The 24,121-nt window shown below is 51.3% G+C and carries 21 protein-coding genes; 11 read left to right on the forward strand and 10 right to left on the reverse strand.

All coding sequences use genetic code 11. From position 1 onward, the window contains the following. Positions 1-5 precede the first annotated feature (5 nt). The 4 genes from dnaE to M2119_RS05925 are packed head-to-tail and all read left to right on the forward strand — an operon-like array spanning position 6 to position 6,392. Entirely contained in the window at positions 6-3,521 is a 3,516-nt protein-coding gene (gene dnaE, locus M2119_RS05910) for a DNA polymerase III subunit alpha (protein ID WP_280804012.1), read from the forward strand. A 21-nt stretch (positions 3,522-3,542) separates the two neighbouring features. Next, positions 3,543-4,859 (forward strand): histidinol dehydrogenase, encoded by a 1,317-nt coding sequence (gene hisD, locus M2119_RS05915; RefSeq protein ID WP_280804013.1) that lies wholly within the window; start codon positions 3,543-3,545, stop codon positions 4,857-4,859. Between the two features lie 4 nt (positions 4,860-4,863). Next, positions 4,864-5,331, forward strand: a complete 468-nt coding sequence (gene nrdR / locus M2119_RS05920; RefSeq protein WP_280804014.1) for a transcriptional regulator NrdR — start codon at positions 4,864-4,866, stop codon at positions 5,329-5,331. Beyond that, complete coding sequence (locus M2119_RS05925) at positions 5,331-6,392, forward strand: quinone-dependent dihydroorotate dehydrogenase (protein WP_280804015.1); 1,062 nt, start codon at positions 5,331-5,333, stop codon at positions 6,390-6,392. Before nrdR ends, M2119_RS05925 begins: the two co-directional genes overlap by 1 nt. Here M2119_RS05925 and M2119_RS05930 read toward each other — a convergent pair whose 3' ends face one another. Next, positions 6,393-6,959: a DUF3043 domain-containing protein gene (locus tag M2119_RS05930; protein WP_280804016.1), complete on the reverse strand. Its 567-nt coding sequence runs from the start codon at positions 6,957-6,959 to the stop codon at positions 6,393-6,395. A gap of 42 nt (positions 6,960-7,001) precedes the next feature. Between M2119_RS05930 and M2119_RS05935 the strand changes: the two genes are divergently transcribed. The 5 genes from M2119_RS05935 to M2119_RS05955 all read left to right on the forward strand — a co-directional run bounded on the left by M2119_RS05935 (position 7,002) and on the right by M2119_RS05955 (position 12,003). Then, positions 7,002-8,384, forward strand: coding sequence for a M20/M25/M40 family metallo-hydrolase (locus M2119_RS05935; protein ID WP_280804017.1), 1,383 nt, complete (start codon positions 7,002-7,004; stop codon positions 8,382-8,384). An 81-nt stretch (positions 8,385-8,465) separates the two neighbouring features. After that, positions 8,466-8,822: a HesB/IscA family protein gene (locus tag M2119_RS05940; RefSeq protein ID WP_280804018.1), complete on the forward strand. Its 357-nt coding sequence runs from the start codon at positions 8,466-8,468 to the stop codon at positions 8,820-8,822. A 136-nt stretch (positions 8,823-8,958) separates the two neighbouring features. Next, positions 8,959-9,849: an aa3-type cytochrome oxidase subunit II gene (gene ctaC, locus M2119_RS05945; RefSeq protein WP_280804467.1), complete on the forward strand. Its 891-nt coding sequence runs from the start codon at positions 8,959-8,961 to the stop codon at positions 9,847-9,849. A 12-nt stretch (positions 9,850-9,861) separates the two neighbouring features. Continuing rightward, positions 9,862-11,577, forward strand: a complete 1,716-nt coding sequence (gene ctaD / locus M2119_RS05950; RefSeq protein WP_280804019.1) for an aa3-type cytochrome oxidase subunit I — start codon at positions 9,862-9,864, stop codon at positions 11,575-11,577. 6 nt (positions 11,578-11,583) lie between these two features. Further along, the gene (locus tag M2119_RS05955; RefSeq protein ID WP_280804020.1) at positions 11,584-12,003 is read left to right on the forward strand and encodes a cytochrome c oxidase subunit 4; all 420 of its coding nucleotides are present in this window, start codon (positions 11,584-11,586) and stop codon (positions 12,001-12,003) included. Positions 12,004-12,601: 598 nt separating this feature from the next. Here M2119_RS05955 and qcrB read toward each other — a convergent pair. From qcrB to ctaE, 4 genes are read right to left on the reverse strand one after another with little or no spacing between them, the layout of a single operon-like run. Beyond that, a complete protein-coding gene (gene qcrB, locus M2119_RS05960) occupies positions 12,602-14,203 on the reverse strand; it encodes a cytochrome bc1 complex cytochrome b subunit (RefSeq protein WP_280804021.1) in 1,602 nt (533 codons plus the stop codon). Beyond that, complete coding sequence (qcrA, locus tag M2119_RS05965; RefSeq protein WP_280804022.1) at positions 14,200-15,264, reverse strand: cytochrome bc1 complex Rieske iron-sulfur subunit; 1,065 nt, start codon at positions 15,262-15,264, stop codon at positions 14,200-14,202. Before qcrA ends, qcrB begins: the two co-directional genes overlap by 4 nt. A 38-nt stretch (positions 15,265-15,302) precedes the next feature. After that, on the reverse strand, positions 15,303-16,097 hold the full coding sequence (gene qcrC / locus M2119_RS05970) for a cytochrome bc1 complex diheme cytochrome c subunit (protein ID WP_280804023.1): 795 nt from the start codon (positions 16,095-16,097) through the stop codon (positions 15,303-15,305). A 34-nt stretch (positions 16,098-16,131) separates the two neighbouring features. Beyond that, positions 16,132-16,761, reverse strand: a complete 630-nt coding sequence (ctaE, locus tag M2119_RS05975; protein ID WP_280804024.1) for an aa3-type cytochrome oxidase subunit III — start codon at positions 16,759-16,761, stop codon at positions 16,132-16,134. A gap of 77 nt (positions 16,762-16,838) precedes the next feature. On the opposite strand from ctaE, the gene trpD reads away from it, so the two are divergent. Next, positions 16,839-17,897: an anthranilate phosphoribosyltransferase gene (gene trpD / locus M2119_RS05980; protein ID WP_280804025.1), complete on the forward strand. Its 1,059-nt coding sequence runs from the start codon at positions 16,839-16,841 to the stop codon at positions 17,895-17,897. Here the strand turns inward: trpD and glpK are convergent. The 5 genes from glpK to M2119_RS06005 all read right to left on the reverse strand — a co-directional run bounded on the left by glpK (position 17,888) and on the right by M2119_RS06005 (position 23,613). Then, positions 17,888-19,423 carry a glycerol kinase GlpK gene (gene glpK / locus M2119_RS05985; protein WP_280804026.1) on the reverse strand — a complete coding sequence of 512 codons (1,536 nt, stop codon included), beginning with the start codon at positions 19,421-19,423 and terminating at the stop codon, positions 17,888-17,890. The genes trpD and glpK overlap by 10 nt on opposite strands. Positions 19,424-19,442: 19 nt before the next feature. Further along, positions 19,443-20,573, reverse strand: a complete 1,131-nt coding sequence (locus tag M2119_RS05990; protein WP_280804027.1) for an MFS transporter — start codon at positions 20,571-20,573, stop codon at positions 19,443-19,445. Between the two features lie 68 nt (positions 20,574-20,641). Further along, positions 20,642-21,859 carry an MFS transporter gene (locus tag M2119_RS05995; RefSeq protein WP_280804028.1) on the reverse strand — a complete coding sequence of 406 codons (1,218 nt, stop codon included), beginning with the start codon at positions 21,857-21,859 and terminating at the stop codon, positions 20,642-20,644. Positions 21,860-22,232: 373 nt separating this feature from the next. Beyond that, the gene (locus tag M2119_RS06000; RefSeq protein ID WP_280804029.1) at positions 22,233-22,634 is read right to left on the reverse strand and encodes an ArsR/SmtB family transcription factor; all 402 of its coding nucleotides are present in this window, start codon (positions 22,632-22,634) and stop codon (positions 22,233-22,235) included. Between the two features lie 76 nt (positions 22,635-22,710). Continuing rightward, positions 22,711-23,613: a cation diffusion facilitator family transporter gene (locus tag M2119_RS06005; protein WP_280804030.1), complete on the reverse strand. Its 903-nt coding sequence runs from the start codon at positions 23,611-23,613 to the stop codon at positions 22,711-22,713. A gap of 135 nt (positions 23,614-23,748) precedes the next feature. Between M2119_RS06005 and M2119_RS06010 the strand changes: the two genes are divergently transcribed. Beyond that, the gene (locus M2119_RS06010) at positions 23,749-24,033 is read left to right on the forward strand and encodes a zf-TFIIB domain-containing protein (protein WP_280804031.1); all 285 of its coding nucleotides are present in this window, start codon (positions 23,749-23,751) and stop codon (positions 24,031-24,033) included. Positions 24,034-24,121: the final 88 nt, after the last annotated feature.

Here is a 24,121-nt window from a genome sequence, read left to right on the forward strand (position 1 = left end):
TGAAGATGGCGAAGGAAAACGATTCATTCGTTCACCTCCACGTTCACTCTGAGTATTCGATGCTCGATGGTGCGGCACGGGTTAAGCCCCTCATTGAGGCAGCAGTTCAGGCAGAAATGCCAGCTATCGCCATCACCGACCACGGAAACATGTTCGGCGCATATGACTTCTGGAATGCGGCCACCGATGCAGGAATAAAACCGATCATTGGTACGGAAGCGTATCTCACACCGGGCACACACCGTTCAGATAAAACAAGAATTCGCTGGAACAACGGTGGAGACGATGATGTTTCTGGCGGTGGCGCGTATACGCATATGACCATGTTGTCCTCCTCGACCGAGGGTATGCACAACCTGTTCAAGATGTCTTCTCTGGCCTCCCTCGAGGGCTATTACTTCAAGCCACGTATGGACCGGGAACTTCTCAACACCTACGGCAAAGGACTTATCGCAACCACCGGTTGTCCGGGTGGCGAAATCCAGACCAGACTTCGGATCGGACAATACGCCGAGGCCCGTGAAGCAGCAGCTGAATTTCGGGATATCTTCGGCGCCGAGAATTTCTTTGTCGAAATTATGGATCACGGTTTAGATATCGAACGTCGAGTTGTGACCGACCTCATCAAGCTATCCAAAGACCTTGGCTTACCTTTAGTTGCAACCAATGACCTGCACTACACACACGCTCACGATGCAGATGCACACGCAGCTCTGCTGTGTGTGCAGTCAGGTTCCACACTGGATGATCCCAACCGGTTCAAGTTTGAATCAAACGAGTTCTATCTCAAATCTGCAGCTGAGATGCGCCGACTATTTTCTGAATATCCCGAAGCATGCGATAACACGTTGCTTATTGCTGAGCGGTGTGAAACGAGTTTCACTAAACGAGACCTGATGCCACGCTTCCCCGTCCCTGAGGGGGAGACCGAGGCTACTTGGTTTGCAAAAGAAGTCGATGCTGGACTCAAGCGCCGGTTCCCTCAAGGCGTCTCAGATGCACACCTCGCTCAGGCCAAGTATGAAGTTGATGTCATCATCCAGATGGGTTTTCCCGGCTACTTCCTAGTTGTATCAGACTTCATTGCCTGGGCACGAAATCAGGGCATCCGGGTTGGACCAGGTCGTGGTTCGGCAGCTGGTTCCCTTGCGTCCTATGCCATGGGCATCACTGAACTCGATCCGATTCATCACGGACTCATTTTCGAACGCTTCCTCAACCCTGAACGAGTCTCCATGCCCGATGTGGATGTCGACTTCGATGATCGTCGCCGTGGGGAAGTCATTCGGTATGTCACAGAGAAGTATGGCGATGACCGTGTTGCTCAAATTGTTACCTACGGAACAATCAAGGCAAAACAGGCGCTCAAAGATGCCTCACGTGTTCTGGGTATGCCCTATTCCGTCGGGGAAAAGCTGACCAAAGCAATGCCTCCTGCCATTATGGGCAAAGACATTTCCCTGACCGAAATCATGGATCCGCAGGCAGCTCGATATAAAGAAGCGGCAGATTTCCGTTCTGTACTCGAATCTGATGTTGATGCACAAACTGTATTTGCAACAGCTCAGGGCATTGAAAACCTCAAGAGACAATGGGGTGTTCACGCAGCTGGTGTCATTATGTCCGCAGAACCTTTGATGGACGTTATACCCATCATGAAACGTGAAGACGACGGCGCCATCATTACCCAGTTTGATCAGCCACCCTGTGAGTCGTTGGGCTTGCTCAAGATGGACTTCCTCGGGCTTCGAAACCTCACCGTTATTCAAGATGCTTTGGTGAACATACAAAACAACAGAGGGATCACTGTCGAGCCAGAAGGCCTTGATCTTGATCTCGATCAGCCCACCTACGATCTTCTTTCTCGCGGAGATACTTTGGGAGTATTCCAGCTTGATGGTGGCCCGATGCGTGCCCTGTTACGTCAGCTCAAACCAACGTGTTTCGAAGATATTTCTGCAGTTATTGCGCTCTACCGCCCCGGCCCCATGGGCATGAATTCTCACACCAACTACGCGTTGCGTAAAAATGGTCTTCAAGATATTGAACCCATTCACCCCGAACTGGAAGAACCACTTTCAGAAATTTTGGGCACCACGTATGGCCTCATTGTCTATCAAGAACAGGTGATGGCCGTTGCCCAAAAAGTAGCCGGATTTACCCTCGGGCAAGCCGATGTTCTTCGTCGCGCTATGGGAAAGAAGAAGAAATCTGAACTGGATAAACAATTTGCTGACTTCGAAGCAGGGATGTTGACCAACGGATACTCTGCACCTGCAGTGAAGATTCTCTGGGACACATTGATGCCCTTCGCTGACTATGCCTTCAATAAGGCACACTCGGCTGGGTATGGTGTTTTGAGCTACTGGACTGCGTATCTCAAAGCCAATTATCCAGCCGAGTATATGGCTGCGTTACTCACGTCCGTGGGGGATTCCAAAGACAAATTGGGCATCTATCTTTCAGAATGCCGTCGTATGGGTCTCAATGTTCTGGCGCCTGATGTCAACGAATCAGATGGTGTGTTTTCTGCTGTCGGTTCAGACATTCGTTTTGGCATGGGTGCTATTAGGAACGTGGGATTTGGTGTCGTTGAACACATCAAGTCATCCCGAGCTAAAAAGGGACGATTCAGTACTTTCCACGATTTTCTGAAAAAAGTACCAGTCCAGGTTGCGAACAAGAAAACGCTTGAATCTCTCATCAAGGCAGGTGCATTTGATGCCATGGGAAACACTCGACGTGCATTGGTTGAAATCCACGAAGAAGCAGTCGAATCTGCCGTAAGTCTGAAACGTAATGAAGCGTTGGGCCAGGTAGATCTATTCGGTGATCTGTTTGAATTCGCAGAGGAAAATTCTCAAGTTCCAGAACGACCAGAGTTCACTAAACGCGACAAACTCGCCTTCGAACGTGAAATGTTAGGCCTCTATGTCTCTGACCACCCCCTGGCGGGTCTTGAACTACAGTTAGCTAAGCACGCCACCGTTACCATCAACGATCTCACCACAAGCGATCAAACTTTAGATGGAGATATCGTCACCCTGGCCGGGCTTGTAACTGAAGTTCAACGACGCATTGCTAAAAAAAGCGGAAATGCTTACGGAATTATTAAACTTGAAGACTTTGGTGGCGAAATGGACATCATGCTTTTGGGGCGAACGTATCAAGAATTTGGGCCCATGTTAGAAACTGACATGGTTCTCGCCGTCAAGGGCAGGGTAAACGTTCGTGATGACGGTTTGAACATCCAAGCAATGAGTATGTTTGTCCCGGATGTCGGACCGGTTGCCGGCGTTCAGGGACCACTAAATCTCGTCATACCTGAAATTCGCGCGACCAGTTCGACGATTGGTGAACTCTCAGCGGTCCTTGGACGTCATCCAGGGGAAAGTGAGGTTCGTCTTCGTCTGACCCGTGGAGCCACAGCACGCGTCTTTGAACTTCCAGCACGTGTGAGTGTCTCCAGCGATTTGTATGGGGAACTCAAGTCCCTCCTCGGTCCTGGCTGCCTCGGTTAGTCCCTTTAGACTAGGTATCTGATGATTCGTACCCTTGATCTGCGTGGTTCACGGCCTTCTCGTGCAGAATTTCTTTCTTTGATTCCCCGCAATGCTATCGATGTAGATGTTGCATCTGAGGTGGCTCGAGATCTTATTTCTGCAGTAATTGCCGAGGGATCTTCGGCGTTGAGAGAACAAGCTGATCGTCTGGATAAGGTTACCGACCACAACATACGTGTTCCCGCCGAACACATCTCTGAGGCACTCTCCGAACTTTCACCAGAACTTCGCGATTCTCTCGAGACAGCAATTGCGCGTGTTCGCTTAGGTTCGGCCGCACAGGTTCCGGCGTCAGTGGAAACCACTGTCGCTCCTGGCGCACGCATCCTACAAAGATGGCAACCTGTCGAACGGGTGGGTCTCTATGTTCCTGGCGGAAAGGCTGTCTATCCCTCTAGCGTGATCATGAATGTGATCCCCGCGCAAGTTGCCGGCGTTAACTCCATAGCTCTCGCTTCACCACCACAAGCGGCATTCGGGGGTCGGATTCACCCCACCATCCTTGCCGCAGCCGGATTACTAGGGATTGCTGAGGTCTACGCGATGGGGGGTGCTGGAGCAATTGGTGCATTTGCTTATGGCGTTCCCGATCTCGGCCTGGAACCAGTCAATGTCGTAACCGGACCAGGAAATGTTTATGTTGCTGCCGCAAAACGAGTTGTACGTGGTTCGGTCGGTATCGACTCAGAAGCTGGTCCAACAGAAATATTGGTGATTGCGGACAGCTCAGCACAGCCTCGCCTGGTTGCAGCAGATCTTATTTCACAAGCTGAACACGATGAGCTTGCGTCGGCTGTTCTCGTAACTGACTCGGAAGAGCTTGCCACAGCTGTTGCAGCAGAAATAGATCTTCAAGCATCGGGAACTGCACATGCTCAACGTGTTCACACCTCGCTAGGGGGAGTTCAGTCTGCCCTCGTGCTCGTCGATGATCTCGATGTAGCCGTTGATTTCTCTAATGCTTACGGCCCTGAACACCTCGAAATTCACACATCTCAAAACGCTGAGCTTGTTACCAAGATCACAAACGCAGGTGCCATATTTCTCGGGGACTTCACTCCCGTTAGTTTGGGCGATTACTCTGCGGGTTCCAACCACGTCCTTCCTACAGCCGGACAGGCACTTTTCTCCTCAGGTTTAGGGGCATATACCTTCCTTCGCCCTCAACAAATCATCGAATACAACAAAGAAGCCTTGAATGAAGTTGCTCAAGGAATTCGTGTTCTTTCCAACGATGAGGATTTGCCTGCTCACGGCGATGCTGTAGATATCCGCTTCCGTTCTGAGGACAATTAGAGACATGTATTGCCCCTTTTGCCGCCACTCCGATTCACGCGTGATTGATTCACGCACGAGCGATGATGGTTTATCTATTCGTCGTCGTCGCCAGTGCCCAGAGTGCAACGGTCGTTTTTCAACACTTGAAACTGCGTCACTTTCCGTGATTAAACGTTCCGGAGTTGTCGAAGCATTTTCTCGCGAAAAAGTAGTTGCTGGTGTTCGAAAAGCATGCCAAGGTCGACCTGTCACAGATGCAGATCTAGCAGTGTTGGCTCAAAAAGTTGAAGAAACTATTCGTGCAACTGGAGCTTCGCAAATTGAAGCAAACGAAATTGGTCTGGCTATTTTGCCCTCTCTCCGCGAACTCGACGAAGTTGCCTATCTTCGGTTCGCCAGTGTTTACCAAGCTTTTGAATCACTCGAGGACTTTGAAGCAGCGGTTGAGACCCTTCGTGGAGAACGAAAGAACAGTGACACTCCCGAATAATGGCTTCTCACAACGGCCAGCATGGCTTCTATAACTTCCTGTTTTCCAGTGTTCTTCGGCATTTTGATCCTGAAGATGCGCATCATCTCGGTGCCATCATCATCAAGTTAGCCGGCCTGCCCGGAGTTCGGTCAGTCAAGCATGCGTTCACACGGTCTAGTCCGGAACTTCACGTCCAGGCCCTGGGCCTGAACTTTGAGACACCTTTTGGCATGGCTGCAGGTTTCGATAAAGATGTCACGATGGTTTCGGGTCTCTACGCACTAGGTTTTGGCCATGTGGAGGTAGGTACTCTCACAGCACACAAGCAACCGGGCAATCCACGCCCCCGGCTCTTCCGCCTTATCGAAGACCGTGCTGTCATCAACCGTATGGGGTTCAATAACGGGGGAGCAGCGGCAGCAGTTTCACGTTTAGAGAAACTCCGACGACACAAACACAGGCCTGTCATCGGTGTGAACATTGGCAAATCTCGAGTCGTGGATGTTGAACACGCAACTGCAGACTATGTGAGCAGTGCCAAATTACTCGCACCTCTTGCCGACTATCTCGTTGTAAACGTCAGTTCCCCTAATACGCCTGGACTTCGTGGTCTTCAAGAATTGACACAACTAGAGCCACTTCTCTCTGCTGTCAAACAGGAGTCTGGATCTACACCGCTGTTAGTCAAGATTGCTCCCGATCTGACGGATGAACAACTCGATGAAATTGCGGCCCTCGCAGTTAAACTTGGCTTGGCGGGGATCATTGCAACCAACACAACTATTTCTCGAACTGGACTTAAGTCAGATCCAGACAAGGTTGAGAACATTGGTGCCGGGGGTCTTTCTGGAGCACCACTTGCTGCCAGATCTCTCCAAGTACTCAGACGACTTCGTTCAGTTGTGCCTTCTGAAATGTGCATCATCAGTGTTGGTGGAATTGAAACAGCAGAACAAGTCCAAGAAAGACTGGACGCGGGTGCAAACCTTGTTCAGGGCTATTCCGCCTTTATCTACAACGGGCCACTGTGGGCAGCCACAATTAACCGTGGTTTGAAAAAGATTGCGCGTTCGCGCTAGCTATTCAGGGTATTGGCGACGCGCTACCTGAGGCTTAGGGAGACGTAAGGGGCGCATCTGGAGACTGCGCATGCTGGCATACCAGCGAACTCCGCGGTCGATAGTTCCAAATTTCGCTTCCATACGCTTACGAATTTGGATGTTAAGAACTAGAACATCAAGCAGTGCGATGAAGAAGAACGCCCACAAGACAATGAACGAACTTTCCTGAACAGCAAGAATGGGGAGGAAAGTCATGATGATCACGATAAACATCAAGGGCACCATGAGCTCTCCCACGTTATAGCGGGCATCAACGAAATCACGGGCAAACTTTTTTTGAGGTCCACGGTCACGCAGGGGGAGGAAACGTTCGTCTCCTGAAGCCAAGCCGATACGTGCTTTGTTTCGTGCTTCATTTGCCCGTGAACGTTCCATACGAGCTGCTTCTTTGCGATCGTTGGGAACGAGAGGGCGCTTATTTGCCGCTTCACGCTCTTTGCGACTGGGTGTGGCGTGACCCTTACCGGCAGCGGTCTCTTCAGCAGAGAATTCTGCGGTGGGAGTTTCTTCAGACTTCTTGGCCACAATTTTCCTTTGTTCGTCGGTGTCGAACATAAGATTACCGGCATGGGCAGTTCATTTCCTGACGTAAAGACCGTAGTTGACGAAGCATTTCCTCATGCTCTGAGCGAACTGTGCAGGCTCGTCAGAATTCCTTCTGTTTCCTGGCCATCATTCGGACCAGAAAACGTAGTTCAGTCTGCACAAGAAATAGCACAACTCGCTCAAGGTACGGGTCTCTTCGAAAAAGTCGAAGTTCTTAGATCACTCACTTCTGATGGAGAGACTCTAGGTCAGCCTGCGGTCGTTGCACGACGAAACGCTACAGCTGGCATGCCCACGATCTTGCTCTATGCACATCATGATGTTCAGCCACCAGGGGATTCTTCGCTCTGGCTGAGTTCAGCCTTTGAACCAGTCGAACGAGATGGTCGTCTGTATGGTCGCGGTGCCGCAGACGATAAAGCAGGAATCATGTCCCACATCACAGCGTTACAACTTTTGCCAACAATCGTGGATTCACTGGAGGTTGGAATCGTTCTCTTCATCGAAGGGGAAGAAGAATTCGGGTCTCCCTCCTTTGATCGGTTCCTTGTTGATCATCACGACATGCTCGACGCAGATGTGATTGTGGTGGCTGATTCAGGTAACTGGGACACGACAACGCCCGCGTTGACCACCTCCTTACGCGGCAACGTGACATTTCAATTGACGGTGAGAACGTTAGATCATGCCCTGCACTCCGGAATGTTTGGCGGTTTAGTCCCCGATGCATTTTTGGCACTTACCAAAATTGTGAACAGTTTCTATTCAGAATCCGGCACCATTGCCGTCACAGGCTTGCTTCACACCGCACCAGAGACACCTGAATTCAGCGAAGAGCGAGTAAGAGAAGAAAGCGGTTTGCTTTCACACGTAACCACCATTGGGGAGGGAAGTTTTCTCAACCGTTTGTGGCACCAGCCATCGATCACCATAACCGGACTTGATATGCCAGACCTTGCTCACGCTTCAAACACCTTGATTCCTTCTGTCACAGCACGAGTTAGTGTTCGTGTTGCACCGGGTCAGTCTGCAGAAGAAGCGTTTAATGCTGTTAGCCAGCACATCAACCAACATGCTCCTTTCGGTGTACTCGCCGAGTTTTCTGAGGTCAGGTTGGGGGAGCCGTTTACCGCTGATGCAACTGGATGGGCATCTCGCGCTTATGCGACAGCACTTTCTGAGGTGTGGGATACATCCCCCGTTGAAATGGGAGTCGGAGGCTCTATTCCGTTCATCAATAGTTTCGTTTCTTCTTTTCCGGATGCTCAAGTACTTGTCACCGGCGTGGAGGATCCCGATTCACGTGCCCACAGTCCTAATGAATCTCTGCATATCGACTCATACAAAAAAGCTATAGAAGCAGAACTTCGATTTTTGGTCACGTGCAACTCCTTTTCGAACTAGCGTTCAGGAATATTTCAGGCCACTGCTAGGTTCACGAAATAGAATGTTAACGACACCCAAATGTTCTTCCAAGGAGTGGAAATGACTGAAACCGTCACCTCAAATACCAAAGCTCATGGCGTTGGACTCACAGACGCTGCGGCAGACAAAGTTCGCGCACTCCTGAGCCAGGAAGGTCGCGATGACCTCCGCCTGCGTATAGCTGTTCAACCTGGTGGTTGTTCCGGCCTGATTTACCAGCTGTATTTCGACGAACGCAGCATGGATGGTGATGCCATCGTTGACTTCGGTGGAGTTGAAGTTGCCGTCGATAAAATGAGTGTTCCCTATCTAGACGGCGCAACGATTGATTTTGAAGACACCATTCAGAAGCAGGGTTTCACTATCGATAACCCCAACGCTGAAGGCAGCTGCGCTTGTGGAGATTCCTTCCACTAACAATCTTCATTTTTGATTCTGGCGAGCGAAAATCGAGCACGTTGTTACACATTCACAGCTCTTTCTGAGGGTAGAGTTGAACATATTCGAAGCGTTGAGTTTTCGAATTTGAACAAGTGTTTGTGAAAGGCCAATGGTGCGTTCTACACGTCGAATCCGATGGGCAGCTATTCCTGTTGCTGCAATGCTCGTACTCGCTTTAACGGCGTGTACCGACCAGGAGCTCGCTGGCTACATGCCTGGTTTTATCTCTGGTGAGTCTCCTGTTACAAACCACACTCAGCTCATTACTGACTTTTGGGTCAACAGCTGGATTGTTCTATTCGCGATTGGTTTCATCACCTGGGGCCTGATGCTCTGGTCGATGGTCGTTTACCGTCGCCGCAAAACCGACACCGGTTTGCCCGTTCAACTTCGATACAACATGCCTATCGAAATTCTCTTCACCGTTATTCCCTTCATTCTTATCCTTGGTCTTTTCGCACTGACTGCACGTGACCAAGAAGTCATCGAACAGCGCTTCGAAAAGCCAGAGGTCACTATTCAGGCTTTTGGTAAGCAGTGGGCGTGGGACTTCAACTACACGAACGAAGATGTGTACTACTCCGGTATTCAGGTTCAGCCTGACAAGACCGAGGGAGCTCCTCAGGGCTCGATCGATCAAGCAACACTTCCAACCCTCTACTTGCCCGTTGGCAAGAAGGTTGAGATTCAGCTCAACGCACGCGATGTGATCCACTCCTTCTGGGTCATTGACTTCTTGTATAAGAAGGACATGATTCCCGGCAAGACCAACTACATGTCGATCATTCCTGAACGTGAAGGTACGTACGCTGGAAAGTGTGCAGAGCTCTGCGGAGAATTCCACTCTCAGATGCTTTTCCAGGTCAAGGTTGTTTCTCAAGCTGAATACGACGCATACATCGAAAGCTTGCGAGAGCAAGGCTTCGAAGGTCAACTCGGAACAGAGTATGACCGTAACCTCAACCAGGCGAATGTCGTTGCATCCGCTAACAAGTCCGAGTAGTAGGAGAACATTATGAGCGCAACTCTCACTCCCACACCTGTCGTCACCACGACCCAGAAACCTCAGACTGTTGGTGTCACACGTTCAGTCTCCAAGGGAAACATCGTTGTTCGTTGGTTGACATCAACTGACCACAAGATCATCGGTCATATGTACAACATCACAGCCGTGTTGTACTTCCTGCTCGGTGGCGTGATGGCACTGATCATTCGTGCTCAGCTCTTTGCACCTGGTCTGAATGTGCTTCAAACAAAAGAACAGTACAACCAGATGTTCACCATGCACGGCACAATCATGCTGTTGCTTGTTGCCACCCCATTGTTTGCTGGTCTGGCTAACGCAATTCTGCCGCTACAAATTGGTGCTCCAGACGTGGCATTCCCACGTTTGAATATGCTTTCCTTCTGGTTCTACTTCTTTGGTGCACTGATCACTGTTGGTGGATTCCTCACCCCTCAGGGTGCTGCAAGCTTCGGCTGGTTCGCATATGCGCCACTCTCAACATCGACCTTCTCACCAGGAATCGGTTCGAACATGTGGGTGATGGGTCTTGCCCTCGGTGGTTTCGGTACCATCCTTGGTGCCGTGAACTTCATCACCACCATCATCACGATGCGTGCCCCCGGCATGACCATGTTCCGCATGTCAATCTTTTCGTGGAACATTCTCATCACCTCAATCCTGGTGCTGCTTGTATTCCCTATTCTCGCTGTTGCCCTGTTCGCGCTTGCAGCTGACCGAATCTTCGGCGCACACGTCTTCGACGCCGCCACTGGCGGTGCCATCTTGTGGCAACACATGTTCTGGTTCTTCGGACACCCCGAGGTATATATTTTGGCTTTGCCATTCTTCGGTGTTGTCTCTGAGATCATCCCCGTGTTTAGTCGCAAGCCAATATTTGGTTACAAAACTCTTGTCTACGCGACTATCTCTATTGGCGCACTTTCCATGACCGTGTGGGCTCACCACATGTATGTCACCGGTTCGGTGCTTCTTCCCTTCTTCGCATTGCTCACCATGCTGATTGCTGTGCCAACCGGTGTGAAAATCTTCAACTGGGTTGGAACCATTTTCCGAGGCTCTGTCACCTTTGAGACTCCGATGATGTTTGCACTTGGATTTGTGTTCAACTTCGTCTTCGGTGGTCTGACGGGAATCATCCTGGCATCCCCAGTTCTTGACTTCGGCTTGTCTGACTCTTACTTCGTCGTGGCTCACTTCCACTACGTCATCGTCGGCGCTCTGATCTTCAGTCTTTTCGGGGCTTTCTACTTCTGGTGGCCAAAATGGACTGGAAAGATGCTCAACGAGCGTTTGGGCCAGTGGCACTTCTGGTTGTTCTTCATCAGCTTCCACATGACATTCCTCATCCAGCACTGGCTCGGTGTGGTTGGTATGCCTCGCCGTTACGCGACCTACCTTCCTGAGGATGGTTTCACCTGGATGAACCAGCTGTCCACTATTGGAGCCTTCCTCATGGCTGTCTCTTTTCTGCCTTGGGTGCTCAACGTGTACCTCACTGCACGTTATGGCAAGAAGGTAACCGTGGATGACCCATGGGGTTATGGACGTTCACTCGAGTGGGCTACGTCTTGCCCACCACCACGTCACAACTTCACCTCAATCCCACGCATTCGTAGCGAGTCTCCTGCGTTCGACCTGAACCACCCTGAACTCGCACCTAGCGGCTACGTCACTAGTAAGCCAGAACTCGTTGGAAAGGCCTAATATCCCATGAAAAGTAACGTTGTTATTCTTTTGGTCCTAGGTGGCTACTTCCTACTCTCTGGTGCCGCATACATCATTTGGAACGCCTTAGCAGGCAATGAATTTGAAGCAACTGGTTCGCTTGGACTTCTGCTGTCTGCGATTCTGGCCGGATTTATCGCGTTCTTCCTGAACATGGTCAATCGCTCTCAGGGCGGAATACTTCTGCCTGAGGATCACCCCACTGCAGATATTGATGATGCAGATCCAGACCTCGGACACTTCAGCCCTTGGAGCTGGTGGCCACTAGTTCTTGGATTCGCTGTTGCTCTGGTATTCCTCGGTCTTGCTGTTGGTTTCTGGATTATCTTCCTTGCGATTCCGTTCGTTTTGGTAGCAATTACCGGGTGGACTTACGAGTACTACCGCGGAAACTTCGCTCGCTAAACTCAAAACTTCATAGGGCCTCAGTTTCATTTCTGAGGCCCTATTTATGTTCCTAGTAAGAACCTCTCCAAATTTGTATTTGGCCCCCTAAAAACGCAGGGCATTGCTATTCAGCACATTTGTTCGGTTAAGTACTCAGCATCATGAAGAATGTGTGGTTTGGAGTATCTATAACTACTCCTCGGAACAATTCACTAGGCCAGATTGCAATGAATCAAAGTAGTTTGTTGATGTCCAACCGACTTCATCCTTAGCTGCAAGAATTCATTTCAGGTCTCTCACATATATTCTTTGACAGATTCTTCCATAGAGCATCACCTGAGAATTTGGACAGATTACATAACTCAGTGATGACAAACATTCCACACAATCCTGATTTCATAATGAATGAAGTTTGTACAAGTCATATATTGAACAGAAATTTACTGTACGGATTCCTTGAAACTACATTCCTGTTAGTTCGAAATGAACATTCAGACCCTGAGTACTAACTGGAAAATCTTTCAGTCAAACTTTGAGCACATATGTGTCACTACACATCTAAGCCCACTGGTTAACGAAGAATGCCCCTCCGGAGAGGGGCATTCTTTATGAACAGTTAGTGGTGTGAGTGCTCGAGAGCTAGCTTGTATTCGTTTTCCGTAACTGGTGCAATACGGTCTTCGAAGAAGAAGCGAGACAACGATGCACGCATGCGCATTCCACCAGTGATTTTGCCCTTGGGGTTAGGGCGAAGCATGATGGGTGCATTGTCGTTGTAGGAGACAAGCTGCCAACGGTCGTAAGCATCGAGTTGCTGGTGAACTTCAATGAACTCACCACCAGGAAGACGAACAATGCGACCTGTCTCGAAACCGTGAAGGAGAATCTCACGATCCTTCTTCTGCAGAGCTAGGGCAATGCGCTTGGTTACCATAAAGGCAATGATGGGCCCGATAATCAAGAGAATCTGGAGCGTGTTGATTACACCTTCCATCGTCACCTTGAAGTGGGTCGCAATGATGTCCGAGGATGCTGCAGCCCAGAGGACGGCGTAGAAGGTAACACCCGCAGCTCCAATTGCAGTTCGTACAGGAGCATTTCGAGGTCGATCCAGCAAGTGATGTTCGCGCTTGTCACCAGTTACCCACGCTTCCACAAACGGATAGGCGAAGGCGGCGGCAAGGAACAACACGAGAACAAGCACAGGAATGATGATGTTCCATGACCATGTGTACCCGAACCAATAAGTTTCCAGGTGCGGAGGCATCAGACGAAGAGCGCCATCGGCAAAACCGATGTACCAGTCGGGCTGTGTTCCAGCAGAAACAGGGGAGGGGTCGTAGGGGCCGTAGTTCCAGATCGGGTTGATTGTGACTGTTGCTGCAATCAATGCCACAACACCAAATACCAGGAAGAAGAATCCGCCCGCTTTCGCTGCGTACACAGGAAGAACTGGGAATCCAACAACGTTTTCTTCAGTCTTACCTGGGCCGGGGTACTGAGTGTGCTTGTGAATGATGACGAACATCAAGTGAAGCACGATAAAGATCAGAACAAAGGCAGGCAAAAGAAGGATGTGGAGAGAGTACAGACGGCCCACAATGTCATTACCAGGGAATTCTCCACCGAACAGCAGGAAGGTGATCCAGGTACCAACAACGGGGAGACCAAGAACCATTCCGTCAATAATGCGCAGACCGTTTCCGGAAAGAAGATCATCGGGTAGTGAGTAACCGGTGAAACCTTCTGCCATAGCCAGCACGAAGAGAACGAAACCAATCGACCAGTTCAGTTCGCGTGGCTTACGGAACGCACCGGTGAAGAATACGCGGAGCATGTGCAGACCGATGCTGGCAACGAAGAGCAGAGCAGCCCAGTGGTGAACTTGACGCATCAGAAGTCCGCCACGGATATCAAAGGAAATATCTAGTGTCGACGCCATAGCAGCAGACATTTCGATTCCCTTGAGGGGGACATAGGAACCCTCGTAGTGGACCGGAGTCATTGAAGCCTGGAAGAAGAACGTCAAGAAGCTACCAGAGAGCAGAATGATGACGAAGCTGTAAAGTGCTACTTCTCCCAAAAGGAATGACCAGTGGTCGGGGAAAACTTTACGACCAAACTCTTTGACAGCACCAGAAATACTGGTTCTCTCATCGAGGTAGTTGGAGAACTTGCCGACTACTCCGCTCTGTGCGGGTGCAGTTACGCTACTCATTTAGAACGCTCCCAGAAGCTAGGACCTACAGGTTCGGTGAAGTCACTCGTTGCGACAAGGTATCCCTCAGCATCAACGGTGATAGGAAGTTGGGGCAAGGGACGTGCGGCGGGGCCAAAGATCACAGCACACTCATTCGCAATATCAAACTGTGACTGGTGGCAAGGGCAAAGCAGGTGGTGCGTTTGCTGCTCGTACAATGCAACAGGGCAACCCACGTGGGTACAAATTTTGGAGTACGCGACAATGCCGTCGTAGGACCAGCTTTCACGCTCAGCACTGGTCCAGTTGAGGTCCTCTTTTTTCAAGCGAACAAGAAGAACAGCTGCCTTTGCTTTTTCATCGAGCATTTCGTGCTCAGGGAGATCAACAAGACCTTCAGGAATGACCTGGAATGCAGAACCGATAGTCAACTCGGATGCCTTGATAGGTGTTCCCTGCGGGTCACGAGTCAGGCGGGTGCCCTTCTTCCACATGGTGTGCTTGAGAAGATTGTTGGGGTCTTGGTCCATAGGAGCGAGACCACGGAAAAGTGCAATTGCAGGGAGTGGGAATGCAATGAGTGCACCAATAAGTCCGTTACGAATCAAGGTACGGCGGCTAAATCCTGATTCTTCGTCAGATTCACGGAAAATCTCTACAGCTCGAGCTCGAGTTTCCTCGGTTCCACGCACTGGGTGACGGTAATCAATCGCTTCCTTGTCGGCCATGACAGCCTTACCCCAGTGCACAGCGGCAATACCGATGGCCAAGAGAGAGAAGGCAATACCCAAGCCTAAGTACAGAGTGTTCATTCGAACTGAGTGAATGTTCTCAGGTTCGATGGGGAAGAACATGTAGGCGTACACAGCGAAAACACTGGCTGCAATAGAAATGTAGAACAACCAGTAGACAACACGCTCAGCGCGCTTTGCCGCCTTGGGGTCAAGATCAGTAATGCGTGGGCGGTGTGGGGGTAAGCCTGGGTTGGTGAATGCATCGGGGGATACAACACCAGTACCGGTTACTTCTGCACTACCTGCAGGAACGATGTCGGCTGTGCCGTTCTCGTTCTTAGCCATGGTTCTCCTTCAGGTTCTTTCTCAAAATTTCGAAAGTCTTAGTTGGACTTCGCTGTAATCCACACAGTGAGTGCAACGATTGCGCCCAAACCGAATATCCAGAGGAACAAACCTTCGGAAACTGGTCCGAGGTTGCTCAACTGAATACCACCGGCCGAGGGGTTTTCTTCAATGTAAGAGAGGTAAGAAATGATGTCTTTCTTCTCTTCAGGTGTGAGGTTGAGGTCGTTGAAAACAGGCATGTTTTGAGGGCCAGTCAACATTGCTTCGTACACGTGAACCGCAGCCACACCGGTGAGTTCAGGAGCGTACTTACCTTCGGTAAGAGCTCCACCTGCACCTGCCACGTTGTGACACATTGCGCAGTTGATTCGGAACAGCTCTCCACCGTTAGAAACATTTCCACCTTCAAGCTGTGATGCAGTGGGAATAGAGGGGCCCGGAGCAAGGGAGGCTACATAGGCAGCCAAAGCTTGGGTTTGCTCATCAGTGAACTGAACAGGCTTTTGTTCGGCTTGAGGACCTGACATCTGCATAGGCATTCGACCGGTGCCTACTTGGAAGTCAACTGCAGCTGAACCAACACCAATGAGACTTGGGCCATTCTCTGTGCCCTGTGCCTGCTGTCCGTGACACGTTGCACAGTTTGCGGCAAAGAGTTTCTGGCCTTCCTCGATGACAGCAGGGGAGGTAAGGTCCACAGCTGCATTTGCAGAGGCAGAACTAAATGCCGCATAAGCGCCGCCTGTTGCGACGAGACCCACCAGGATCAATGCAACAGAAGCAATTGGCCCGCGACGTCCGCGACGTCGCTGTGCTTTGTTGTCAGACATGTTCTTACGCATGAACTTCAATACCGTCCGTTAGTTATCTGAGTACGTAGATGACGAGGAAGAGGCCAATCCAGACCACGTCCACGAAGTGCCAGTAATAGGAAACAACAATCGCACTCGTTGCTTCTTTGTGTCCAAAGTTCTTGACCGCGAATGCGCGACCAATAACCAAGAGGAATGCAATCAGACCACCCGTTACGTGGAGACCGTGGAAGCCAGTGGTGAGGTAGAAGGCGGTTCCGTATGCATTTCCGTTGAGCGTAATTCCTTCGCTCACCAGCATGGCGTATTCGTATACCTGGCCGGTTACGAAGATCGCACCGAGTACATAAGTGAGGAAGAACCACTCCACCATGCCCCACTGAGAGGGCTTCCAACCGGTAGAACGTGACTGCAAACGCTCAGCAGCAAACACACCAAACTGAGCCGTCACGGAGGACGAAACAAGGATGATGGTGTTCGTCAAAGAGAACGGAAAGTTCAACAATGCCGAGTCAGTTGCCCACATTTCGGGGACGGCGGAACGCAGTGTGAAGTAAATCGCGAAGAGGCCTGCGAAGAACATAACTTCGCTGCCAAGCCACACGATTGTGCCGACCGCAACAGGGTTGGGTCGATTCACAGTTGCCGTTAGGGATGCTGGTGTAATAGTCGCTGCTGTCACCCTTCCATTATGCCGGAATACGAGTTGGGCTGGGCAGCAATCGACGTCCGCCACGCTGTGCAAGTACCCTGATAGACATGGTTCACTCATCTGCCTGGCCCGATCTCATCGCACAGCTCATCGACGGTAGTGATTTATCGATTGAACAGGCGGACTGGGCCATGAACCAGATCATCACGGGAAACGCCACAAACACTCAAATCGGAGCATTTCTCACCGCACTGCGCGCAAAAGGTGAATCAGTGGATGAAGTCTTAGGTTTTCGCGACGCCGTTCTTTCAAATGCACTCGAACTCCCTGTTTCGTCACGTGCTCTGGACATCGTGGGCACCGGGGGAGACCGTCACAACAGCGTGAACATCTCAACAACTGCATCCATCGTCGCTGCAGCTGCAGGAATACCTGTTGTCAAACATGGCAATAGGGCTGCAAGTAGCGCCTCTGGCTCCTCAGACGTCCTGTCTGAGCTTGGAATCAATCTGTCTCTCACGAATGTTCAAGTAGCCGACGTACTCGAAACTGCTGGCATTACATTTGCCTTTGCTGCCGCCTTTCATCCTGGATTCCGCCATGTTGCAGAAGCACGACGAGAACTCGGAATCCCGACAATTTTCAATGTTCTGGGGCCACTGTGTAATCCTGCCCGCCCTGACGCTTCCGCCGTGGGAGTAGCTCAACTCGACAGGATTCCCTTGGTAACAGGGGTTTTCCAATCGCGGGATGCGACGGCACTGGTATTTCGTGGAGACGACGGGTTGGACGAACTGACAACAACCGGTCATTCACATATCTGGGAGATCTCTCGAGGACAAATTGTGGAACATGATCTTGATCCACTAGAACTTGGTATTCCTCGAGCAAATCTTGCTGATTTCCGCGGGGGTGAACCTTCTTACAATGCAGAAGTCTTGAAAGACACCCTGACCGGAACGACAGGCCCAATTCGTGACATCGTTTTGCTCAATGCTGCAGCAGGAATGACAGCATTTGAACTGGCTCAAGATTCAACTCAGGTCCTTCGCCCCATCAAGCTCCGTCTCGCTGAACAGCTTGAACGTGCTGCTGCGGTCATCGATTCGGGTGCAGCAACATCAAAACTGGAGCAATGGGTTTTGGCGACAAATAGCTATAGCTGAACAGAATCTTCGTCGATCCAGTTCAAGCTTCGTTGAACAGCTTTATTCCACACCCGAAGCCGTGATTCTCTTTCTTCCTGAGTGAACTGTGGAAGCCAGCGTTTTTCTTCTTTCCACAGAGTACGAAGTTCATCTGTAGACGACCAGAACCCCACAGCCAGGCCAGCTGCATACGCCGCGCCTAACGCAGTTGTTTCAGCCACGACAGGTCGAATAACGGGAACCCCCAAGATGTTGGCTTGGAACTGCATCAGGGTTTCATTCGCGATCATTCCGCCGTCAACACGCACTTCAGAAAGGGGGACACCCGTATCAGAATTGGTTGCCTGAAGTACTTCCTGCGTCTGAAAAGCAACTGCCTCAAGCGCTGCACGGGCTATGTGCCCTTTGTTCACAAATCGAGTAAGTCCAACGATGACACCACGGGCATCTGGACGCCAATGGGGAGCGAAGAGACCACTGAAGGCTGGCACGAAGTAGGCACCACCATTGTCTTCGACACTGAGTGCAAGGGTTTCGACTTCTGCAGCAGAAGAAATAATTCCTAAGTTGTCACGGAGCCACTGTATGAGAGAGCCAGTGACGGCTATTGAGCCCTCAAGTGCGTAATGTGCTGGTTGAGTACCGAGCTTGTATGCGACTGTGGTCAACAATCCATTTCGTGAATGAATAATTTCTTCGCCCGTGTTGAAGATCAGGAAATTCCCAGTGCCGTAGGTGTTTTTTGCTTCTCCAGCTGTAAATGCAGCCTGACCAAACGTGGCTGCTTGCTGGTCTCCAAGAATCCCAGAAACAGGAACGCCTGGGAGAATCTCAGAACAATGACCATAAATCTCAGATGAAGATTTAATTTCGGGGAGCATTGCGCGGGGGATCGAAAACGCCTCAAGGAGCTCTTCCTCCCACTGAAGCGTTTCAAGGTTCATCAAATACGTGCGGGAGGCATTGGTGACATCAGTAATGTGAACCCCACCGTTGATTCCACCAGTTAAGTTCCAGACAAGCCAGGAATCAATAGTTCCAAAGGCTAATTCGCCTCTCTCCGCTGATGTCCGTGCACCCGGGACGTGTTCTAATATCCATGCGATTTTGGACGCAGAGAAATATGTCGCAAGTGGCAGGCCAGTAACGGAGGAATATCTTGATACATCTGAAACTTCTGAACCATGCACCGTCGCTACATCATCAACTATGTACTGCGATCGCGTGTCCTGCCAGACAATAGCGTTATAGACGGGACGTCCAGTTTGTGTGTTCCACACCACTGCAGTTTCGCGCTGATTGGTGATCCCGACAGCAACTATTGCAGAACTTTCCATACCCGCTTGGGAAACCGCTTCAGTAATAACTGTTTGCGTATTCGCCCAAATCTCGAGGGGGTCATGTTCGACCCATCCACTTTTAGGAAATATTTGGGTTGTTTCAAGCTGACCAGTGCCGCGTTTCATACCATCATGATCAAAAACAATGGCCCGAGTGCTCGTGGTGCCATTATCAATTGCGAGGACATATCGCTCAGTAGTCATGCCGAGACGCTATCAGGACTCACGCCAAATAGCTCTCTGCTTCTTGAGTATTCACGGGACGAGCCGCTCCTGCAAAAAATACAGCGGCCGCGACGCAAGCTGCCAGTAAGTAAAACATGTTGAGTAAACCCCACGATTGACCGACGAAGCCAAGTAGAGGAGGGCCGACTAGAAAAGCGATGTATCCAAAGGTGGTTACTGTTGCTACGCGTCCAGACGAGTTTTCGCCGTCTGCAGCTGCAGAGATGAACAAAGGGAATCCCAATGCGACGCCAGCACCCCAGAGGCCGGCACCTACCCATGCCAGATAAATAGTGGGGGAGAGGATCACTACAAGTATCCCCACCACTCCCGCGAGTCCGAAGGCCCGGAGGGCAAAAACACGACCAAATCTATCCACTAGCTTTCCACCAGTAAACCGAGTAACAACCATCGCAGCGGTCATGATGGCAAAAGTTATTCCTGCAGTGGTTGTGTCCAATTTGTAATCATCAACAACAGAGAGGGCTAGCCAGTCATTTGAACCGCCTTCTGCCAGTGAAAGTCCCATGATTCCGAGCCCCAAAAAGACAATCCGCTTGTCAAGCAGAGGCGTTTTTCTCACAGTCCTCGTTGAAGGCAAAATATTTACTGACTTCTCTAGGCGACCAGTTGCTACAGGTAGTTTTTTGTAGGTCCACCACGCAATTACTGTTGTTCCGATTGCTAAAACGAGTACCTGGAAAACTAAGGGAAAATCGGTGACAATCGCCGCTGTTCCAATTCCGGCTCCGGTCAGGGCACCCAAACTATATGCACCATGTAACTGGGGAAGCAGACTTTTGCCTCGACGCTTTTCTAGTTCTGCACCCTCAACGTTGATACCGACGTCGCCAATTCCGTAACCTAAACCGCTGATAAGTCCACCGAAAGCAACACCGACCGGGCTCGCTATAACGAGTGACAGACCTTGAATTGTTTGTCCGATACCTAAAACTGTGAAACCGAGTATTACAGCAGTTCGTGCTCCAAACCTTGCAATAAATCTGCCGGCTAGTAAAAGCGATGTCATTGCACCCACGGAACTGGCAAACAGGACCCAGCCGAGAATCGCTATCGAGACTTGAATCGAGCTTCTCACTTCAGGAAGTCGAACCAGCCAGGCTGACATTCCAATCCCAAAAATATAGAAATAACTTGTCAGCACAGTTATAGATCGCTGAACAGACGGGGTGACCGTCATGATTTTTGATCAATCTGTTGAACGTGTTCTTGTGTGGATTTGTTGGCAAATAATCCAGCTAGGACCAATAACGCAGGAACGATGAACGCCGTAAAGAGTCCTAATGACTGACCAATGAATCCAAGAATCGGCGGTCCTGTCACGCCCGTTACGTTGCTGGAAACAACAAGAACATTAACTCGCGACGACGAAAGACGAGGTTCTCGAGACACTGCTGCGACCGACATGGGGAAACCAAGTGAATTACCTAACCCCCAGAGTGCAGCTCCTATGAGGGGGAGAGCAATGAAGTTTGTAGCCACCACGATGAAAATACCAACTGCGGTAATCACACCAAAGATCGCTAGAGCGCGAGATCTTCCGAGGCGGTCAACAACTGGTCCACCGGTCAACCTTCCGATCATCATTGTTCCTGCAAATACGGTGTATGCCCCTGTCGCAATGGCAGCACCGAGGCCAGCATCAACCAATGCGATCGGTAGCCATGAACTTGCGGTTGCTTCTGCGAGTGTAAAGCCGACAACAATAAAGGCGACTGCCAACGTTCGGGGTTCTTTCCACACTGAGAGCCGTTCCGTTCGTGAAGGGATCGTTTGAATGTCAGAGGTACTCATGTCTGAGGCAATGTGACGCCCAGAATCACGGGGGAGTCTCACACTCACAACAATGGCGAGTATGGACAGCGCCACTGAAATGACAGTAAACATCAGAGAAAATGAGAGGTTGAGAATGATTGCGAGGGTTCCCAATGCACCACCTACAAGCGTTCCAACGCTAAACGCACCATGAATAGAGGGAAGAAGGCTTTTCGAGGACGAACGATCAACGTTTGCACCCTCGATATTGATGGCTAAACCCGTCGCACCGCCAGCAATACCAAATATTGAGATGAATACAGTGGCAGAGAAAACATCACCTTGTTCAGCAGCGAAACCTACTCCGGCAAGAGCAGCTCCCGCAAGAGGAAAACCAATCAATGTGGCAATTCGGGTACCAAAACGAGCAATAATTGGCCCACAAAGAAATAGGCCGAGTAGTGCACCTGCAGACATAACAAAAGCAAAGAGCCCCATTTGTGCCGTATCAAAGCCAAGTTTTTGTTGAACTTCAGGTGTTCGAGCAACCCAGGTGGCAAAGAACAAACCCTGTATTCCAAAAATAGTAAAAACGAGCCAGTACCAGGACCGGCCGGATGTCTCTGTGCGTCTCTTCACCGCTCAAGCTTAGGTGAGAGGGGACAACCTTGGGATCGAGGGTGCTACTCGTATAGAAATCTAACTGGGTAGCCTAGTTATCGCTTTCCCGGCCATTCCTTCCTCCAGAAGGTGCCAGAGACTCACAACGTCAGCTTCATCGGAGGTCGCAGCGTGCCTCGAAGGGTCGAAGTGGCGCCACCGTCGTTCCGACTTCACCGCGCCGCCCATTGCGCCGCGGGTGTCTCTAGTGACGAACTACTTGCCTTGCCGTCAGGCATCGGCACGCGAAGCAGAGTGGAGTTAGGGGCTCTCGCGAAGATTCGCATGAGGCGGGAGTTACGCGCAGACCATCGGATGAGCCTGAAGGCCACTATCGGGGTGTCTGGACTTGCTACTGATCGCAGGGAATCGTTCCTGGGTCGCAATCGCGATCCGTTTCCGCGGTGGTGGCGTGGATGAGTATTGTGTGTCCGACGTGTTCGAGGCCGATCTCCAGGAGATCACGCACGTGGGAGTCCGCAATCGTGTAGTGGGCGACGCGACCGGTTCTGTGGACTTCGACGACTCGGTGGGCGCGGAGCAGCCGCAGTGCATGCGACACGGCGGATTCGCTGAGGTTGATGGCTGCTGCCAGGTCACGGACGCACATTGGTCCGTTCAGCAGTGAGATGAGGATGCGCGCCCTGTTAGGTTCGCCGAGTAGTCCGAACACGTCGGAAAGATCCGCGACGTCCTCAACGGATGGCATGCTTGCCCGGACTAGAGCGACGTGTTCGGCGTCAATCGTTCTCATCGGAGCGAGCGAATCGCGCCCGTTCTCCGTTGGTTTTGCCTGTACCCTGCCCATAGTCACAGCGTATCGGTTCCGGTCAGACCGGGTTATCTGCCTCTGCGAAGTTGGCAGGCTCACATTGGATCGTGGCATGGGACACGTGATACCGGTCTCGCAGTAACAGGACCACGGAGTCCAACACCTCACTGTAGTCCGCGCCGGGCTTGACGACTACGTGCCCGCTGGCACTTTCCATACCCGACGTGATGGTCCAGATGTGAAGGTCGTGCACCGCCGCGACTCCGGGCAGCTCGGCAATTTCAGCTCCGATTTTGTCAATGTTCAGGTTCGGTGGGGCAACTTCCATGAGGATGCGTAGTGCTTGGCGGGTGAGCTTCCATGAGCGGGGCAGGATGAACAATCCGATCCCGACCCCGATGATGGGGTCGGCGTATGGCCAGCCGGTCGTGAACAGGATGATGGCCGCGACAATGACCCCGACCGAACCGAGCAGGTCGCCCATCACTTCAAGGTAAGCACCTTTGAGATTCAGGCTCTCTTTGGAGCCGGCCGTCAAGAGTCGGAAGCTGATCAGGTTGATCATCAAGCCGATGACGGCTAAGACCAACAAGGGAAGGCCGGGTACCGAGGGCGGGTCGCTGAAGCGCTGGATGGCTTCGAATAGCACGTACCCGGCTACGGCGAACAAGAGGATTCCGTTGGCGAGTGCAGCGAGCACTTCCAGCCTGTAGAACCCGTACGTCCTCTGGCTCGTGGTGCGCCGTGAGGCCAGGGTGATCGCGGCGAGTGCCATGCCGAGTCCGAGGACATCTGTGCCCATATGTGCGGCATCGGAGATCAACGCGAGAGAGTTGACTTGGAAGCCGACGACGAATTCCACGATCATGTAGGCAGCGGTGAGGCTAAAGGCGATGAGCAGCGGCTTGCGATGTTTGCCGCCGGCGCTCACAGCGGAGGGGTGTGCGTGTTCAGATCCCATCAGCGTCTTTCTCCTTCACAGCGTCCGCACGGCTTTTTGCTTTAGACTACCTTTACGTATGAACAGTCTTGCATACATTGTGCGCGAGCTTAAAATGCCCTCGCGCTCTGGAATGCACAACGAGAGGACGACGAGATGCAATGCCCAACCGACGGCTCGACGCTGGCTATGAGCGACAGGTCCGGAGTGGAAATCGACTACTGTCCCCAGTGCCGGGGCGTGTGGCTTGACCGAGGCGAGCTGGACAAGATCATTGAACGTTCGGTGACGGAGTCATCCGGCCGCTTCGGTGATCCGTCACCTGACAGGCGGTCCCGCGACGATCACGGTGGTCCTGGCCACGGCGACTCGGGGCGAGGCGGATACTCCTCCGGTCGAGGCCGAAAGAAAGAGAACTGGCTCGGCGAACTTTTCGGATAGGCGAGAATCAGTCGACCGAAAGTCCGGGGCTGTCGCACGACTGGGGTATCGGCGCCTGTCTCCGGTGCGGGAGCTGGTTGGCCTCGCG

The sequence above is a fragment of the Aurantimicrobium minutum genome (genome assembly GCF_029894165.1).
Taxonomy (GTDB): Bacteria; Actinomycetota; Actinomycetes; order Actinomycetales; family Microbacteriaceae; genus Aurantimicrobium; species Aurantimicrobium minutum_A.